Origin of the sequence: Mycobacterium sp. 050272, from assembly GCF_039023525.1 — a bacterium.
GTDB lineage: Bacteria > Actinomycetota > Actinomycetes > Mycobacteriales > Mycobacteriaceae > Mycobacterium.
The window spans coordinates 19,205-37,596 of the sequence record NZ_JBCHKV010000026.1 but is presented as its reverse complement, the minus strand read 5'-3'; the positions used below and the strand labels follow the sequence as shown (position 1 = coordinate 37,596).

The following is an 18,392-nucleotide window of genomic DNA, read 5'->3' as shown; positions in this document are numbered from 1 at the left end:
CACCTTTGAAGTCTTCTCATCCAGGGTGGTGCTGCACAGATAGAAGTTCGTATCGGTTAGTGGCATGGGGTGGTGCCGCGAAAAACCAGGCCGCGGCATCTCGTGGGGGACGTGATGCGCACCGATATTTTGAAGAATCAGAAGGGTAGCGTTATGTCCGTTATCGAGTCCTCCATCCCCGCGGTGCTGAGCGAAAATGCGCGCCGGCAACCCAATGACACCGCATTCACCTTCATCGACTACGACGTCGATCCGAACGGCTTCGCAGAGAGCCTGACCTGGTCCCAGCTGCAGCGACGCGCATTGACCGTTGCCGCGGAGCTGCGGCGCTGCGGGACGACCGGCGATCGAGTGGCGATATTGGCTCCGCAGAGCCTCGACTACGTCGTCGGTTTTCTCGGGGCGTTGGAGGCGGGCTTTATCGCGGTTCCGCTGTCGGTCCCGCAATTCGGCGCCCACGACAGCCGCATTTCGTCGGCGCTGCAGGATTGCACTCCCGCCGCCATTATCACGACGTCCGCCGCGGTTGATGGGGTCGTCAAATATGCGGAGTCGCACGGCGGATCGGCCGCGCCGACGGTCCTTGAAATTGACTCACTCGACTATTACTCCGCCGGGGAATTGACGGCGGAATACGAGCATCCGAAGGAAGCGTATCTGCAGTACACGTCGGGGTCGACGGGCCAGCCCGCCGGTGTCGTGATCACCCACGAGAACGTGGTGACGAATTGCCAGCAGCTCGAGTCGGGCCTGTTCGACGTTTCCGGACCGCCGGAAACGCTGGTGTCGTGGCTGCCCTTCTACCACGACATGGGGCTCATCCAGGGGATCTGTTACCCCATCGTGTGGGGCCTGCCCGCGGTGCTGACCAGTCCGATCGCGTTCCTGATCGAGCCGGCCCGCTGGATGCGGCTGCTGGCGAGCAACCCCCGGCCGTTCTCCGGCGGACCGAACTTCGCTTTCGATCTGGCGGTGCGCCGGATTTCGGACGACGACATGGCCGGGCTCGACCTGAGCGGCGTGGTGGGTCTGGCCAATGGCAGTGAACGGGTGCAGCCGGCATCGATCACGCGCTTCATGGAGCGGTTCTCCCGGTATGGCCTCCCTGAGACAGCCATCCGGCCCTCCTATGGCCTGGCCGAGGCGACGCTGTACGTCGCCAGTGCGAAGACGGGACAGGCGCCCAAATCCGTGCGCTTTCAGTACGAGCAGCTGTCGGGCGGTCAGGCCACGCCGTGCACCGAGGCGCAGGGCGGCAGCGACCTGATCAGCTACGGCGCCATGAAGTCACCGTTGGTGCGAATCGTCAACCCCGACACCAAGACCGAGACGGCGCCCGGTGTCATCGGAGAGATCTGGGCGCACGGTCGCAACGTCGGCAACGGGTACTGGCGCAATCCGGAGCGGACCAAGCGCACGTTCGGTGCCCGGATCGCCCACCCCAGCGCGGGAACCCCGGAGGGGCCCTGGCTGCGGACCGGCGACCTGGGGTTCATCTCCGACGGCGAACTGTTCATCATGGGCCGGCTGAAGGATCTGCTCATCGTGGACGGCCGTAATCACTACCCCGACGACATCGAATCGACGATCGGGCAGATCACCAAGGGCCGGGTGGCGGCGATTTCGGTTGCCAACGACACCAGCGAGCAGCTTGTCGCCATCGCCGAGGTCAAGAACAAGGCCGGCTCCGACGAGGACGCTCAACAGAAGCTCCGTTCGATCAGGCGCGATGTCGCCGCGGCGATTTCGAGCGCGCACGGTGTGCGTATCGCCGATCTCGTGCTGGTGGCGCCGGGTTCGCTTCCACTGACGACAAGCGGCAAGGTGCGCCGGTCGACGTGCGTCGAGTCCTACCGGCTCGAGGAGTTTGAACGTCTGGACGTCTCGGCGTGACGTCGGCCGGTCCTGATGCGGCCGGGGGGCTCGAGCGCTGGTTGATCGACTATCTCGTCAGCGAGATCGGTTGTGATCGTGGAGATGTCGGCCTCGATGTGGCGTTCAACGACTTGGGAGTGGGTTCGCGCGACGCGGTCGTGCTCTCGGGCGAGTTGGCGACATTGGTCGGCCGGTCGGTCTCGCCGTTGGATTTCTGGCAGCACCCCACGATCAACGAATTGGTGCGGTTTCTGACCACGCCCGAGTCGGAGTCCGAGGCGCCAGCCGAATCGAATCGGGGTTGGGCCGACGAGCCGATTGCCGTGATCGGAGTGGGATGCCGTTTTCCCGGTGACATTTCAGGACCGGATGCGTACTGGCGGTTCCTGTGTGAGGGGCGTTCGTCGGTAACCGAGGTGCCCGCGGACCGATGGCTGGCGTTCGACGACGGCTCGCCGGAGATCACGAAGCTGTTGGCCGGAACCACTCGGTGGGCTTCGGTGTTGAGCGGCGTCGAAGGTTTCGACGCCGAGTTCTTCGAGATCTCCCCGCGGGAAGCGACCGCGATGGACCCGCAGCAGCGGCTATTGCTGGAAGTAGCCTGGGAAGCGTTGGAGCATGCCGGGATTCCCGCGGAATCACTGCGTCGTTCCCAGACTGGGGTGTTCGCCGGCGCGTGTGCGACCGACTACGGGTACCTGGCCGGAACGGATCTGTCTCGGGTCGACGCGTGGAGCAACATCGGCGGTGCGCTGAGCATCATCGCCAACCGGCTGTCGTATTTTCTGGATCTTCGCGGCCCCTCGGTGTCGGTGGACACGGCCTGCTCGTCTTCGCTGGTGGCCGTGCACCTGGGATGCCAGAGCCTGCGCACCGGGGATTGCGACCTGGCCATCGCCGCGGGAGTGAACCTGCTGTTGTCGCCGGCCATCTTCCGTAGCTTCGACGGGGCCGAAGCGTTGTCGCCGACCGGGCAGTGTAAATCCTTCGACGCCGATGCGAATGGATTCGTCCGCGGCGAAGGGTGCGGCGCGGTGATACTCAAGCGACTCAGCGACGCTGTGCGCGACGGTGATCGGGTGCTGGCGGTGCTGCGTGGATCGGCCGTCAATCAGGATGGCCGATCGAATGGGCTGATGGCACCGAACCCGGCTGCGCAGATGGCGGTGCTACGCGCGGCGTGTGCCAACGCCGGCGTCGCGCCGCATCAGGTCGATTACGTCGAGACCCATGGAACCGGAACGCTTTTAGGCGATCCCATCGAGGCGCGTGCACTGGGTACGGTGCTGGGCCGCGGGCGCACCGAAGATGGTCCGCTGCTGATCGGGGCCGTCAAATCGAACATTGGTCACCTGGAGGGCGCGGCCGGAATCGCCGGCCTGATCAAGGCGGTACTGGCGGTACACCGCGGGCATATCCCGCCGAACCTGAACTACCAGACTCCGAACCCGCATATTCCGTTCGACCAGATGCGACTGAAAGTCGTTGCCGAACCTACTGATTGGCCGGACACCGGCCTGCCGCGACGGGCGGGGGTGTCGTCTTTCGGCTTCGGTGGCACCAATGCCCACGTGGTGATCGAACAGGCTCCTGAGGCGGATCCCATTGCATCCCAACATGTTCCGGCGGTGAGCACACTGGTGCTGTCGGGCAAGACGACCGAGCGGGTGAGTTCACTGGCGTCGGCGTTGGCGGACTGGATGGATGGCGACGGCACGGACGTGGCCTTGCCCGATGTCGCGCACACACTCAATCACCACCGGTCCCGGCACCCCGTGTTCGGCACCGTGTGCGCGCGCGATCGCAAGCATGCGATTGTCGGATTGCGCGCGCTGGCCGATGGCACGCCGGCCGATGGTGTGGTGGCCCCACACCAGGGAACGTCGCGGCCCGGCACGGTGTTCGTGTATTCCGGGCAGGGCTCGCAGTGGGCGGGGATGGGCCGCCAGCTGCTGGCCGACGAGCCGGTGTTCGCCGCGGCGGTCGCCGAGTTGGAGCCGATATTCGTTGCACACGCTGGGTTTTCGCTGCAGCAGGTGTTGGCCGACGGCGAGCAGGTTACCGGTATCGAGAGGATTCAGCCGCTGCTGGTGGGTGTGCAGCTGGCGTTGACGGCGTTGTGGCGCTCCTATGGCGTCGAGCCGGACGCGGTGATCGGGCATTCGATGGGCGAGGTCACCGCGGCGGTGGTCGCCGGCGCGTTGAGTGTTGCCGACGGATTGCGCGTGATCTCCACCCGGTCGCGACTGATGTCGCGGCTGTCCGGCCAGGGGGCGATGGCGTTGGTGGAGTCCGATGCCGCGGCCATCGAGGCCCTGCTGGCCGATTACCCGCAGGTGAGCCTCGCCGTGTACGCCTCGCCCAGTCAGACGGTGATCGCCGGCCCGCCCGATCACGTCGACGCGGTGATAGCCGTGGTGGCCGACACCGACCGGCTGGCCCGGCGCATCGAGGTCGACGTGGCCTCCCATCACCGCATCATCGAGCCGATCCTGGCCGAATTGCGTTGCGAGCTAGCCGATTTAGACCCGGATACGCCGGCCATCCCGGTGATCAGCACGACGACCGGCCCCGGCGACGACACGCCGGCTTTTGACGCCGACCACTGGGTGGCCAACCTGCGCAACCCGGTTCGGTTCAGCCAGGCCATCACTCACGCTGCCAGCCAAGCCGGTGGGGCCCATGCCACCTTCGTCGAGGTCAGCCCACACCCGTTGCTCGCCCACGCCATCAGCGACACCCTTGACGCCGGGGACTACCGGATTGTCGGCACCCTGCAGCGCGACGCCGACGACACCCTCACTTTCCACACCAACCTCAACGCGAGCCACACCGGCCATCCGCCCCAGACCCCGCACCCGCCCGAACCGCACCCGGCCCTGCCGTCGGCGCCCTGGCACCACACCCGCCACTGGCTCGGCGCCGCCGAGCATCATGCGCGGTTGTCGGGCCGCGACTCCGAGACAGCCGGTGGCCGAACCGTTTCCGTGCATCCCCTGTTGGGTGCGCACGTGCGGCTGCTCGAAGAGCCCGAGCGTCATGTCTGGCAGGGCGAAGTCGGCACCACGGCACAGCCGTGGCTGGCAGACCACCAGGTGCACGGGGTTGCGGCTCTGCCCGGAGCCGCCTACTGCGAGATGGCGCTCGCGGCGGCGCGCGCGACGTTGGGCGACGCGTCGGAGGTACGCGACATCCGGTTCGAACAGATGCTGTTGCTCGCTGGTGAGACGGCGCTGAGCGCCGACGCGTCGGTCCGGTCGCCCGGTGTGGTGTCCTTCGAGGTGCAAACCGATGAGGAGGGCGAGTACACGCGGCGGGCCGCGGCAACCTTGCAGGCCATCGACCAGCTGGGCCAACCACCTGTACACGACGTCGCCGCGCTGCTCGCCGCCCATCCGAACCGGATCGACGGGACGTCGCTGCGGGAATGGTTCGGCAACCGCGGAGTCCGGTTCGGTCCCGCGTTCGCCGGCCTGACGGCCGTGCGCACCGGCAACGCAGCGACCGGCACAGTGCTGGCCGAAGTTGCAGGACTACAGCAAGGCGGCTTGCAGCACAACGCTTTTCGTGCGCATCCCGCGCTGCTCGATGCCTGCTTCCAGTCGATCGCGGCTCATGCGGACAGCGGCGATATCGCCGAAGGCAGCCTGCTGTTGCCGCTGGGGGTCCGTCGGCTGCGCAGTTACGGATCGCTGCAGGACGCTCGTTACTGCCTGAGCCGGGTGACCCAGGCCAACCAGATCGGGATGGAAGCCGATCTCGACGTGTTCGACGAGAACGGAACTGTGCTGCTGGTCGTGCGCGGACTGCGTGTGGGCAGCGACATCTCCGAAAGCGCTGCGCGCCAACGAGTGCTGGCCGAGCGCCTGCTGGCGATCGAGTGGGAGCCGCGCGATCTGCCCGCGGGCGGGAGCGCTGCTGCGGGGAGCTGGCTGTTGCTGGCCGACGACGACGATCCGCTGGCCGCCCGGCTGGCCGAGGCGCTGAAAAACGAAGGCGCCCAATGCGAGATCGCTGGACAGCTCGCCGCGCCGGTGGGCGATGTCACAGGCGTGGTGGTGCTGGCCGGGCCACCGGCTGCCGCCTTCGATGAGCAGTCCCCGGCCCGCGGGTGTGAGCAGGTGCGAAGTCTGGTGCGGATCGCCCGCGCGCTGGACGAGGGCGCCGGCGAGCCGCCCCGGTTGTACGTCGTGACCCGCAACGCCCAGACCGTGTTGCCCGATGACCAGCCCGGCCTGGACCAGGCGGGCCTGCGTGGCCTGATGCGGGTGATTTCCGCCGAAGACGCCGAATTGCGGGCGACCCAGATCGATATCGACGAGGAAACCGATCCCGCGCAGGTGGCACGCCAGCTGCTGGCCGGATCGGACGAGGACGAAACCGCCTGGCGCGGCGCGCAGTGGTACGCCGCCCGGCTACGGTCGGCCCCGCTTCGCCCCGGCGATCGGCAGAGCGCCGTCGCGAACCATCAGCTCGACGGTATGCGCCTGGAGATTCGCACGCCCGGCGACCTGGAGGGTCTGGAACTGGTTGCGTTCGACCGCACCGCACCGGGGCCGGGCCAGATCGAGGTCGCGGTCACCGCGTCCAGCCTCAACTTCGCCGACGTGCTCATCGCGATGGGCCGATTCCCCAGCGTCGACGGGCGGCAACCGCGCCTCGGTATGGATTTCGCGGGCGTGGTGACCGCGGTCGGGCCGGATGTCACCGACCATCAGGTCGGTGACCGGGTCGGTGGCGTATCCGAAAACGGTTGTTGGGCAACGTTCGTCACCTGCGACGCCAAACTTGCCGTGACGCTTCCGCCCGGCCTGGATGCCGCGCAGGCCGTCGCGGCCACGACCGCGTACGCCACCGCCTGGTACGGCCTGCAGGACATGGCCAGGATCAAGCCGGGAGAGCGGGTGCTGATTCACTCGGCCACCGGCGGCGTGGGGCGGGCCGCAATCGCGATAGCCCGGTCGGTCGGGGCGGAGATCTTTGCCACTGCGGGCAGCCCGCAGCGGCGTGCGCTGCTGCACGACATGGGCATCGAGGGTGTTTACGACTCGCGCAGCACCGAATTCGCCGACCTGATTCGCCGCGACACCGACGGGTACGGCGTCGACGTCGTGCTCAACTCGGTCACCGGTGCCGCCCAGCGCGCGGGCTTCGAGCTGCTGGCCATCGGTGGACGGTTCGTCGAGATCGGAAAACGCGACGTCTACGGCGATACCCGGCTGGGTCAATATCCGTTCCGCCGCAACCTCACGTTCCACTACCTCGACCTCGCGCTGATGGCGGCCAGCCAGCCCCGGCAGGTAGGGGATCTACTGCGTACGGTCTACCGGCTCGTCGGAGCAGGGGAGTTGCCGCCGCTTGAGCACACAATCTATCCACTTGACCAGGCGGCCAAGGCAATTCGGGTGATGGGTGCGGCCGAACACAACGGCAAACTCGTCCTGTCCGTCCCGCGCGAGGGGCACAGCACCGTGCTGGTGCCCCCGGAGCGGGCCACCGTGTTCCGCGGTGACGGCGCCTACATCATCACCGGTGGGCTGGGTGGGCTCGGACTGCTCCTGGCAGCCGAGATGGGCAAGGCGGGCTGCGGCCGGATCGTGCTGACCGCCCGGGCCAATCCAACTGCCAAGGCGCGCCAGGCCATCGATCAGATCCGGGCCGGCGGGGTCGACGTGGTCGTGGAGTCCGGCAACATGGCCGAGCCCGATACCGCGGCCCGGGTGGTGGCCGCGGCCACGGCCACCGGGCTTCCGTTGCGCGGTGTACTGCATGCCGCGGCGGTGGTCGTGGACGCCACGTTTGCCAACATCACCGACGACGTGATCGACCGTGACTGGGCGCCAAAGGTTTACGGCGCTTGGAACCTGCACCGCGCCACGCTGGGCCAGCCGCTGGACTGGTTCTGCTGTTTCTCCTCCGCGGCAGCACTACTGGGCACGCCGGGACAGGGTGCCTACGCGGCAGCCAACAGCTGGGTGGATGCCTTCACGTTGTGGCGGCGCCGCCAGGGCCTGCCGTCGCTGGCTATCGCGTGGGGGGCGTGGGGCGAGGTCGGGCGCGCCAAGCACCTGGCCGACGGCGGACGGACCACGATGATCACCCCCGACGAAGGCGTCCAGGCGTTTACCGAACTGCTGCGCTATAACCGTGGCTACACCGGCTACGTCCCGATGACCGGGTCGTCGTGGCTGGCCGAGTTGGTGGCGCGCCGTCCGTTCGCCGAAGCCTTCCGGCACGCGGGACCGCACCAGGCCGGCGAGACCACGTTGCGCACCGAACTTCGATCGCTACCGCGGGACGAATGGCCCACCCGGCTTCGCCGTCTGATCACCGAGCAGACCGGTCTGATCCTGCGTCGCACCGTCGACCCGGACCGCCCGTTCGTCGAACACGGATTGGACTCATTGGGCAATCTGGAGCTGCGGACCCGCATCGAAGCCGAGATCGGTATCCGTGTTACCCCGAAGGCCATTGCCACCCACAACACCGCACAGGCATTGAGCGTCCATCTCGCCGAGACGCTGGAGGCGCAGAATACGTAGCGGCACTTGCGATCGCTGTGGCACCACCGCCGGCTATCCGGGCCCAGACAACATAAAGCGGTGTCCTTCCGGCGATCTCAAGCCCATCTCTCGTCTGCCCCATGGTTCGGTCGTCGGTGCCTTGATCACCTCAGCATTCTCTGACACGGCTCGTGCGTGGTACTCGTCCACGCGGTCGACGTGTAAGTATGCGATGTAGCTGTGATCGCCCAACTCCGACGCGGGTACCACCTCGGGGCAGCGGCCGAGCCTGAACGTGACCGCCCCCGCGGTGCAGAATATCCAGTTACCCGGGTCGGGTTCTGACGTGGTACAGCCGAGAACTGACCGAAACCACTGGGCTGCCCGGGCCAAATCGCGTACCGCCAAGACGGGGTCAGCGCCGAGAAGCTCCATGGCGTCAGGCCAACCGGGTCGTGGTCAATGTCACCCCGGCGGCCGGCAGCCGCGCCAGCAGTGCGTCACCCATTGCCGCGGCGGGAGTGAGCACCCCCCGCAACCCGGAAAGGCGATCTCGATCGAGTGCGAGCGCGAGGCCGCTCTCGCCGAGCATGACCGACGTCGCGTGGTACGCGTCGCAGTACTGCGCGTACGTCGCTAGGTATCGGGACCCGGTCGTGGTGGTGGTGTAGGTCTGCATCCTGAAGTGACCGCGTTGCTGCGAAGCGTCACTGGGACCGGCGCCCGGCTTCGGCAGGACCCGCTGCACCCATCGTCGCGGCAATCGGTGCGAATGCCGATTCGCCAACCGAAAGGCGCCCGTCAGGGCACCCGTGACGGCCCTGGCGGCGGCCGGAGCCACAAACGACTTTCCCAGACTCATCGTTTCCGAATACCGGAACCGCCGCCCATACGTCCATCCTTGTAATGCATTGCTGCGTCGGACAATTCGGTCGTTGTATGGAGCTTGAAAATACCCTCCCACCGAAAAGCCGGCCAGCTCGGGTGCGATCTCGCGGCCCCGACGCCACGCAAAGTCGGGCTGCGGACCAAGTTCGGGTTCAGCGCCGCGATCGGTGGTCAAGGTGTAGGGATCCTCGACGAGTCGGCGCGCGTGCGCGTCGGCGGACGCGGTGCGCATGGCGTCGAAGTACGATGCGAGGGTCCCGCCGGAGGCTCCCGTTTGCCGGAAAGCGCGCAACACCAGGGTCGTGTCGGTGAGCTCCCCGGCCCCGTCTTGGTGTGCCGTTCGGTACAGCTGGTAGGCGTTCAGATCCGAAGGGATCGAGTCGAATCCGCACGACAGCACGATCCGGGCGCCGGTGTCGACGGCCTGCTTGTGGTATTGGTCGATAGCGTCGCGGGCGAACATCAACTCGCCGGTCAGGTCGGCGTAGTCCGTTCCGGCCGCGGCGCAGGCGGCCACCAGTGGCAGGCCGTATTGTGCGTAGGGCCCGACGGTCGTCAGCACCACCCGGGTCCGGGACGCCATCGCGGCCAGCGTCGACGGTTGCGCCGCGTCGGCGGCGATCACCGGCCAAGCCGCCGCCTGCCGGCCCAGTGCCTGCCGCACGGCCCGCAGGCGTTCACCGCTCCGGCCGGCCAGGGCCACGCGTGCCGCGGATCCGCACCGGGCGAGGTATTCCGCGGTCAGCTTTCCGGAAAAGCCGGTGGCCCCATACAAGACGATGTCGAACTCACGCTCGGTGGTCACTCCATCATCCAGCTGTCCTCGGCGGGTGCTGCGCACAGCAGGGCATGGACTTCCTTCAGAGACTCCTCGTGGCCGGGCAGATTGGAGTGGCGCTCGATGTACAGCTGACCCGCGAAGGTCCAGCAACTGTAGAGATCGACCGGCGCGTGGGCCGCGAAGTGGAATTCGCCGCCGACGTCGATGATCTCGATGCCGTCGGGCGTACGCAGGCCGGGGATCGAGCCGACGTCGGTGCACATCACGAACGGGGGGAGTCCGGGCAGGCTGCCTTCGTACTGCAGGCTGAAGTGCAGCGAGGACTGCTGGATCAGGCCTTCGGACAGGTCGGCGCGAAACGCCTCCACGATGTCGCCGGCCAAGCCGACGAGATCGGTGTCCGGCCCGATTTCGGCCAGATAGCTCGCCAACCCCAGCGGCATCGTGGCATCGGTTGCACCGACCGGCGGGGTGAGGTGATAGCGCAGGTCGACCGGATAGAAGTACGGAATCGGGATGTGCGGGGTATTGCGAAGTTCCCATTCGGCCAGCAGCAGCGCCGCGGCCACCAGGGAGTTGAGGCTGAGCTGATTGGCACGGCCCAACTCCGCCAACGCCGATGTCTCCTGCTCGGTGAAGCGGACTCGTGCCACCGGAATGTGTTGCATCAGATCGGAGTTCGCCACAATGACCGGCTTCTCGACGGCGGGCAGGTCGTAGGCGAAGGCCGCCGGGAAAAGCCGTTCCAGACCCGAACGCTCCTGCTTGGCCACGCCGCGCTGTTCGAGCAGCGCCTCGAGTGATTCGGGAGCGGGTTGCGGGGTCACCGGACCGGCGTCGCCGGTTTCCACCACGTTGGTATAGCGGGACAGCAGCTCTTCAAACAGGCCGAAGACATGGTGCCCGTCGGCCAGCGCGTGGTGGGCATACAACGTCAGTTCGCTTTGCTCGCTGCCGATTTGCAACCGAAGATTCAGCAGGGATTGGTTCTGATCCAGCCGCATGCCGGCGATCGCGGCCTGCGACGTGTGTTCATCGACGATCCATAGCCCCGGATGCATGACGTCCTCGGCGACGATCTGATGCCGGCCGTCGTCGGCCTGCTCGAGGTGGCCGGCCCAGATGGGGTACATCTGCAGAAGCGCATCGAAAGCGTCTGCCATTGCGTCGATATCGACGTCACCGGTGAGGTGTATCTTCAGCCCGAAAAAGGTCTCATTGGCCGCGAACACTTCTTCGCTGTGCGCGAGCTTGCGGATCACGGATCCGGAAAACACTGCTGACTTCCCCTATCTGCGTGTGCTGGCCCGTCGATAACCCACCAGCGTTGGTCCGATGCAGACCGCGGTGATGCCGGTGGCCCACAGCAATGTCTCGATCATCGGCGAGCGCACCGGCCCGCCCAGCGCCAGTGCGCGCATCGTGTCGATCGCGCAGCTGATCGGCTGGTGGGCCACCACCGGCTGGATCCACTTCGGAAATTGGTCGACCGGCAGGAACCCGGTCGAGAAGAGGATCGCGAGTAGGTGCACCAGCGTAATCGCCTCGAGGAGAAAGTTCTTCGACGCATACCAGGCGATCGTCGTGATCAGGGTCGCGAAGGCCAGTCCGAACAGCACCGGGACGCTCAGCCACACCAGGGTGGGCAGGATGCCCTGTTTGAACCGGAAACCCAGCACCATCCCCGCGACCAACACGATCCCCGTCGTGAGGACGATCCGGACCATCTCGGCGACGATCCGCGAACAGACGCCCGACGCCCGGTGCACGGGCACCACCCACAGCCGGCGCAACAAGCCCTCGTCGCGCTCGACGATGAGGCCGATCGCACCGACCGCCGATCCGTTGACCGCCGCGGCGAGCACGTTCATCGGAACCGTGTTGAACAGCGCGTCGTACCCGGCGACCTGGGTAACGGCATGGCCCAGAACAATATTCATGGTGATCAGGAACAGCACGGGCAACACCGTGACCATGATGATCGCGGTGATGTCGCGTGACCACTTGGTGAGTATCCGCCGGGTCTGCACCAGGGTTTGCGGGACCAGCAGTCGCGCCGAATTCTCGCCCACGTGCGGCGGGGCGGTGCGACGCGCGGTTTCCTCGTATACCAGAGTCATCATGCCCGCTTCGACAAAACGATGACCGATACCGGGACCAGCAGCGCGGCCAATCCGCACAACCACGCCAGCGTCGGCGCCAGCACGGACCAGGTCAACGATGTCTCAAACGGTGCGACGTCGGCGGCTGCGGCATGCAGGCTGTCGACCAGCGCGGAGATCGGCTGGTTGCGAACGAAGGGCTGGACCCAGCGGGGGAACTGCTCGACCGGTTGAACACCGACCGACAGCAGCCCAAAGATCAACGGCGGCAACGTCAGCATGGGTGCCATCGCCTCGGGATTGCGGGATCCGGTGCCCAACAGGTCCGCCGCGAATGACAGCACCGCTCCGAACACGAGTACCAACACGCAGAAGGCAACGGTGTCGACGGCCGAGCCGCGAAAGCGAAATCCTATGGTATAGCCGCAGATCAGGGCCACCGTCAGAGACACCGTGCACCGGTACAGCGCGGCGGAGATGCGGGCGGCCACCGGGGTGAACGGTGGGATCGGCATGGACCGGAACCGGCGGTTGACGCCCTGCACCGAATCCGTCGCAGCCCGAAACGCCGTCGACATCGCGGCAAAAGTGATGGCCTCCAAGGCGATCAGCGGCATCAAGTACTGCGCGTAGCTACTGGCCACACCCCTGGTGACGTTGCCCATGATCTGGTGCAGTGGGATGTAGAAGCCCGCGGTGAACACCACCGAGACCGCGATGGTGATTGCTAGCTCACCGTTGCGCACGGTGGGCGCGATGAAGCGGGTGGTGAGCACCCACCACTGGGCCCGCATCGAGAGGTGGGGCCGCGCCTGGGATCCCGCGAAGCCGGCCGCGGTCACCCGATCGCCTCGGCAACGGATGTGGCGGGGTCCTTCGTCAACGCCAGGAATACGTCGTCCAGCGACGGGCGGCGCAGCGCAACGTCGGCAACGGCGATGTCGGCGGCGGCGAGCCGCCCCACGGCCTCGAGCAGCGTGTTGGCGCCGTCGGGCGCCGGCATGGCGATCCGGTCGGAATCGGTTGTCAGCGCGGTCCGGTTCTCCTCCGTCAACAGCGAGCCCAAGATTTCGGCGATCATCGCCAGATCGTGCAAGTCGCGCGGAACGACCTCCAGGTAGCTGCCGCCCGTGCGTGCCTTGAGCTCGTCGGCCGTTCCCTGGGCGATGATCCGTCCGTGGTCGATGACGATGATCCGGTCGGCCAGCGCGTCGGCTTCCTCGAGATATTGCGTGGTTAACAGCGTGGCGATGCCGCGGCCCTTGAAATTACTGACCAGATCCCAAATACCTTGCCTGCTGCGGGGATCCAGGCCGGTGGTCGGCTCGTCCAAAAAGACCACCTGCGGGGGGACCACCAGACCGCAGGCAATGTCGATCCGTCGCCGCATCCCGCCCGAGTAGGTCTTCACGCGCCGGTCGGCGGCATACACCAGATCGAATTCCTCGATCAGTTCCTTGGCACGGCTGCGCGCGGCCGCCTTTTTCAACCCGTAGAGCCGACCGAACATGAAGAGGTTTTCCAGGCCGGTCAGCATGTCGTCGATCGCCACCTGTTGTCCGGTCAGCATGATCGACCGGCGCACACCGGCCGGCTCGGACACCACGTCGTAGCCGGCGACCAGCGCGCGGCCCTCATCCGGGCGGCTCAGGGTCGACAAGATGTCGACCAGCGTGGTCTTGCCGGCCCCGTTAGGGCCGAGCAGACCGAGCACCTCACCACGGCCGACTTCGAAGCTGACCTCGTGCAGGGCCACAAAATCACCGAAGGTCTTGCGCACCTTGTCGACGACGACGGCCTTGTCGAAGTCGCGCTCCGCGTTGTTCATCGAGCCCCCTCAGTCGAACGACGACAAGTCCACCAGCGCCAGCTCCACCGGTGCTGACCCCGTATCGCCATCGTCGGGGATGGCATCGACGGCGTCGCCGACCAAGGCCCGCAATGCGGTGGGGAAACGTTCGACCAGCGCTTGCGCCCGCTGCGGTGCGACGCGGCGCGCGTCGTACCACCAATCCAGATGCAGCGCGCCGGAATAGCGGTACACACGAAGTTCGATCGCATGGCCCAGCCCAGGAATCGGATCCCGCACCGGCAGTGCCGCGTCGGAATCGAATTGCACCGGCGCGTCCAGCGGCGGCGGCTCCGGGACCGTGCCGACGTAGCGCAGGTGAATGTCGGAGGCGCCGGCGGCAGCCAGCGTCCGCGCGGTGGGCGCATATACGTAGCGAAGCAGTCCATAGCCGACCCCGAAGTGCGGCACGGATTTCAGGGTGTCGCTCACGCCTGCCAGCAGCTCGGTCGCATCCGCGGCGTTGGTGCACCGCAGCGCGGCCGGATAGATCGTGGTGAACCGGCCGATGGTGCGCCGCAGATCGACGTCCGGTCTCAGCACCGAACGGCCGGTGCCCTCCAAGTCGACCGAAACCACACCCTCGCCGACGGTTTGGGCGATCGCTGCGCTCAACGCCGCCAGCAGAACCTCCTCGATCGACACGCCGAGCCTGCGGCGGGCGTCGTCGACCTCGGCTGTTTCCGCGACGTCCAGCGCCGACGGCAGCCTCAGCAGGTCGCCGGAGCTCGGCGGGTCGGTGATTGCGGGATCGCTCAGCTGGATCGTCGCCGTGGTCAGGGTCTGCAGCCACAAGTCGCGGGTGTCCAGCACGGCCGGATGCGTCGCCAGGGCTCCGGTGCGCAGTGACCAATCACGCCACCCGGCGGCGGTCGGGGGCAGCAGGATCTCTTCGCCCGCAAGGTGTTGGGACAAGGCGGTGAACAGATCGGTCAGCAGAATTTCGCGCGAGGCGATGTCCGCGATCATCTCGTGGGCGGACAACACCAGGTAGGAACCGCTTGCGCCTCCGGTGATATGGGTCGCGGTGAACAATGCGGTCAGGTCGTCCTGGGCCGCCAGTTCGGCCACCACGTCGCGCACCGCGGCGCGCTCGTCGGCTACACCGCCGGGCAGCGTCCGCGACGACAGGCGGCCGAATTCCCGTGGCGCGGCGATGTGCTGCTCCCAGCTGCCCGCTCGGTCGACGAGCCCGAGGCGCAACGCGTCATGGTGATTGGCCAACGCGGTCAGCACGGTGCGGACGTCGTCGATCGTGACGCTCGGTGCCAGTGAGAAGATCAGCGGGACGCGCCAGCGACCGGCTTCTCGCACTCCGTGTTCGAGGAAACCGGCGATATTGGCGGGCACCGGTGAGTACGCGTCGGCGTCCGGTGGTTGCGTCAGCCCGGCTCCGGTGAACTCGGCGTCGACGGCAGCGGCCAGGCTGGCCAGGGTCGGGTGTTCGTAGAGATGCTGCGGGGTGACGACCAAGCCGGAATTGTTGGCACTCGTCGAGATGCCGATCGCGATCAGCGAATCTCCGCCGAGGTCAAAAAAATTGGCGTTACGGTCCAAAGAGGTGACACCCAGGCACTGCATCCAGATGCGATGCAACGTCGCCTCGGTGGCCGATTGACCATTGACCGGCGCCGCGGCGACGGCGACGCCGTTGGCCGACGATCCGTTGATCTCCGCGGGCTCGCCGCTCCACACGATGGGCTTGGGGTCGACCCAATGCCGCTCGCGCGCAAAGGGATAACCGGGCAGGCTGACGATGCTGTTGGTTGATCCGGTGACCGGCGACCAGTCCACGGCCACGTCGGCCGCCCACAGCTGGCCGAGACCGAGCAAGAAGGCGTCCCGGTCGTCGGTGTTCTGCACGGGGTGGCGCATTAGCCGCACGGCGCGGTGCTTGCTCGACCACTTGGAGTGCCGGATCGCCGATCCGGTCAGGCTGCCGCCCGGGCCCATTTCGACCAGGACCCGGTCCGGATCGCTCAGCAACACGTCGAGTTCGTCGGCGAACCTGATTGTCGCGCTGATCTGGCGCGCCCAGCTGGCCGGGTCGGTGGCCTGCTCGTCGGTCATCCAGGTCCCGGTCAGGTTGGACAGCAGCGGCGTGTTCGGCCGCGCCAGCTCGACACCGCAGAGGAACTCCTGGAACTGCGCTGCCATGGAATCCATTGCACTGGAATGGAATGCGTGCGTCGCGCGGACGCGTCGAGCGTTGATGCCGCGCTCGCGCAGGCGCCCGGTGAACGCGCGAATCTGGTCGTTCGGTCCGGCTACGACGCAGTTGCCGGGATCGTTGACCGCGGACAGATCGACCCCGGGGGTAAGGAATTCGGCGATGTCGTCGGGCCCCAGCGCCACGGCGACCATGGAGCCCGGCGGGGATTCGTGCATCAGGCGGGCACGCAAGGACACCGTCTTGATCGCCGTCTGAAGATCGAAAACCCCTGCCAGCGTGGCCGCGATGTACTCGCCCGTGCTGTATCCGATGTACGCGCCGGCGCGCACGCCGAAGGTGTCGACCAATTTCGCCAACGCGTACTCCACCGTGAACAGCGCCGGCTGAGAACGGTCAATGCGCTCCAAATCCGTTGTGGCGTCGCCGAATATCTCGGCACGCAGGTCGATGCCCATCTCGTCGTTGAATCCCGCCACGCAGGCGTCGAAGTGTTCGGCGAAAACCGGTTCGGTGTCGTAGAGACCGCGGGCCATCCCGACGTGCTGAGCGCCTTGCCCGGGAAACATGAAAACGACCCGGTCCGCCGTGGATTCGTCGGCGTCGCCATGACTGACGGACTCCCCGACGAAAACGTTGTCGTGCTCGGCTGCCTGCAATACCTTCGCCGCGTGCTCGCGATCGTGAACCACGGCCGCCATGGCGATGCCGTGCTTGCGGCGAGCGGACAGGGTGAAAGCAGCGTCCGCCAGGTCGGGTCCGTCCGGGTCGGCCAACGTCCGGGCCAGGGCGGCACGCGATTCTTCCAGCGCCGCCGGGGTTCGAGCGGACAACAGCAGCACCTGGGGACGGTCGGGCGTGGCGGCGTCCGGGACCGGCGGCGCTTCTTCCACCACGACGTGCACATTGGTGCCGCCCACCCCGAACGAACTGACACCGGCCCGGCGCACGCCGTCCCATTCCCATGGGCCGTACTCGCTGCGCACGGTGAACGGAGTCTCGTCGAGATGCAGTTCCGGGTTGGGACTGGTGAAGTGCAGCGTGGCGGGAATCGCCTTGTGCTTCAGGCACAGAATCGCCTTGACCAGACTCACCACGCCTGCGGCCACCTCGAGGTGGCCGATGTTCGATTTGACCGACCCCAGCACACACGGTCCGGGTCGCGGCGTCTGCGACACAGCGAACGCGGCTTTGAGGCCCTGCACTTCGATCGGATCGCCCAGCGCCGTACCGGTTCCGTGTGTCTCGACGTAACTCACGGTCGAGGCGTCGATACCCGAGACGGCATGGGCTTCCGCGATCACATCGGCCTGCGCGGCCGGGTTGGGCGCCGCGTACCCCATCTTCATGGATCCGTCGTTGTTGATCGCGGACCCTCTGATGACCGCGTGAATCCGGTCCCCGGCATCGATGGCGGCCTGCAGTGGCTTGAGAACCACGATCGCGGCGCCGCTGCCGAACACCGTTCCGTCGGCGCGCACATCGAATGGCCTGCAGTGGCCGGCCGCGGACACCATCGCTCCCGGCGAGTTCCAGTAACCGACCCGATGCGGGATGGCCAGCGACGACCCGCCGGCCAGCGCCATGTCGCATTCACCGGACAGCAGGCTCTGGCAGGCCAGGTGGATCGCGACCAGCGACGACGAGCACGCGGTCTGAACCGAGATGCTCGGCCCACGCAGGTCGAATTGATGCGATACCCGAGTCGCCAGGAAGTCCTTGTCGTTCTGCAGGAACAGGTTGAACTGCTCGAAGTCGAGTCCGGTCGCCATGAAGGCGCCGCCGCCGTGATGCGACGCCAGGTTGTGCATCAGATAACCGCTGGGGGAACTGGTTCCGTAGACGCCGATCGCGCCGTCGAACTCGGCGGGGTCACAGCCGGCGTCCTCGAACGCATGCCACGCGCACTGCAGGAACAACCGGTGCTGCGGATCCAGCTTGCGGGCGAGTTGCGGTGGGAATCCGAAGAACTCGGCATCGAACTCGTCGAAACCGTCGATCAAGGGCGCGCGCCGCACGTACCCGGGGTTCGCCAATACCTCGTCGCTGACGCCGGCAGCGCGCAGGTCGTCGTCGGACAGCGTGGTGATCGACTCCTCGCCGCGCGCAAGGTTGTCCCAGAAGTCCGCAACATTGTTGGCGCCCGGGAATCTTCCGGCCATGCCGATCACCGCGATGGCGTTGTCCGGCGGTGCCGTTGCGTAAGCCTCTGGCGTGCTCATTC

Annotated in this window: 8 protein-coding genes; 2 read left to right on the top strand and 6 right to left on the bottom strand. The window is 66.8% G+C overall.

From position 1 onward, the window contains the following. The first annotated feature begins 153 nt into the window (after nucleotides 1-153). Complete coding sequence (locus AAHS21_RS29550; protein WP_342930931.1) at nucleotides 154-1,893, top strand: AMP-binding protein; 1,740 nt, start codon at nucleotides 154-156, stop codon at nucleotides 1,891-1,893. Continuing rightward, a complete protein-coding gene (pks2, locus tag AAHS21_RS29545; protein ID WP_342930930.1) occupies nucleotides 1,890-8,417 on the top strand; it encodes a sulfolipid-1 biosynthesis phthioceranic/hydroxyphthioceranic acid synthase in 6,528 nt (2,175 codons plus the stop codon). Before AAHS21_RS29550 ends, pks2 begins: the two co-directional genes overlap by 4 nt. A gap of 400 nt (nucleotides 8,418-8,817) precedes the next feature. On the opposite strand, the gene AAHS21_RS29540 is transcribed toward pks2, so the two are convergent. From AAHS21_RS29540 to AAHS21_RS29515, 6 genes are read right to left on the bottom strand one after another with little or no spacing between them, the layout of a single operon-like run. Beyond that, entirely contained in the window at nucleotides 8,818-10,071 is a 1,254-nt protein-coding gene (locus AAHS21_RS29540) for a trans-acting enoyl reductase family protein (RefSeq protein WP_342930929.1), read from the bottom strand. Next, on the bottom strand, nucleotides 10,068-11,324 hold the full coding sequence (locus AAHS21_RS29535) for an acyltransferase (RefSeq protein WP_342930928.1): 1,257 nt from the start codon (nucleotides 11,322-11,324) through the stop codon (nucleotides 10,068-10,070). Before AAHS21_RS29535 ends, AAHS21_RS29540 begins: the two co-directional genes overlap by 4 nt. Before the next feature lie 12 nt (nucleotides 11,325-11,336). Beyond that, the gene (locus AAHS21_RS29530) at nucleotides 11,337-12,170 is read right to left on the bottom strand and encodes an ABC transporter permease (RefSeq protein WP_342930927.1); all 834 of its coding nucleotides are present in this window, start codon (nucleotides 12,168-12,170) and stop codon (nucleotides 11,337-11,339) included. Then, nucleotides 12,167-12,991 carry an ABC transporter permease gene (locus AAHS21_RS29525; RefSeq protein ID WP_342930926.1) on the bottom strand — a complete coding sequence of 275 codons (825 nt, stop codon included), beginning with the start codon at nucleotides 12,989-12,991 and terminating at the stop codon, nucleotides 12,167-12,169. The genes AAHS21_RS29530 and AAHS21_RS29525 overlap by 4 nt, the downstream gene beginning before the upstream one ends. Continuing rightward, a complete protein-coding gene (locus AAHS21_RS29520) occupies nucleotides 12,988-13,977 on the bottom strand; it encodes an ATP-binding cassette domain-containing protein (protein ID WP_342930925.1) in 990 nt (329 codons plus the stop codon). Before AAHS21_RS29520 ends, AAHS21_RS29525 begins: the two co-directional genes overlap by 4 nt. Nucleotides 13,978-13,986: 9 nt before the next feature. Then, nucleotides 13,987-18,390, bottom strand: a complete 4,404-nt coding sequence (locus AAHS21_RS29515) for a beta-ketoacyl synthase N-terminal-like domain-containing protein (RefSeq protein ID WP_342930924.1) — start codon at nucleotides 18,388-18,390, stop codon at nucleotides 13,987-13,989. Nucleotides 18,391-18,392 lie beyond the last annotated feature (2 nt).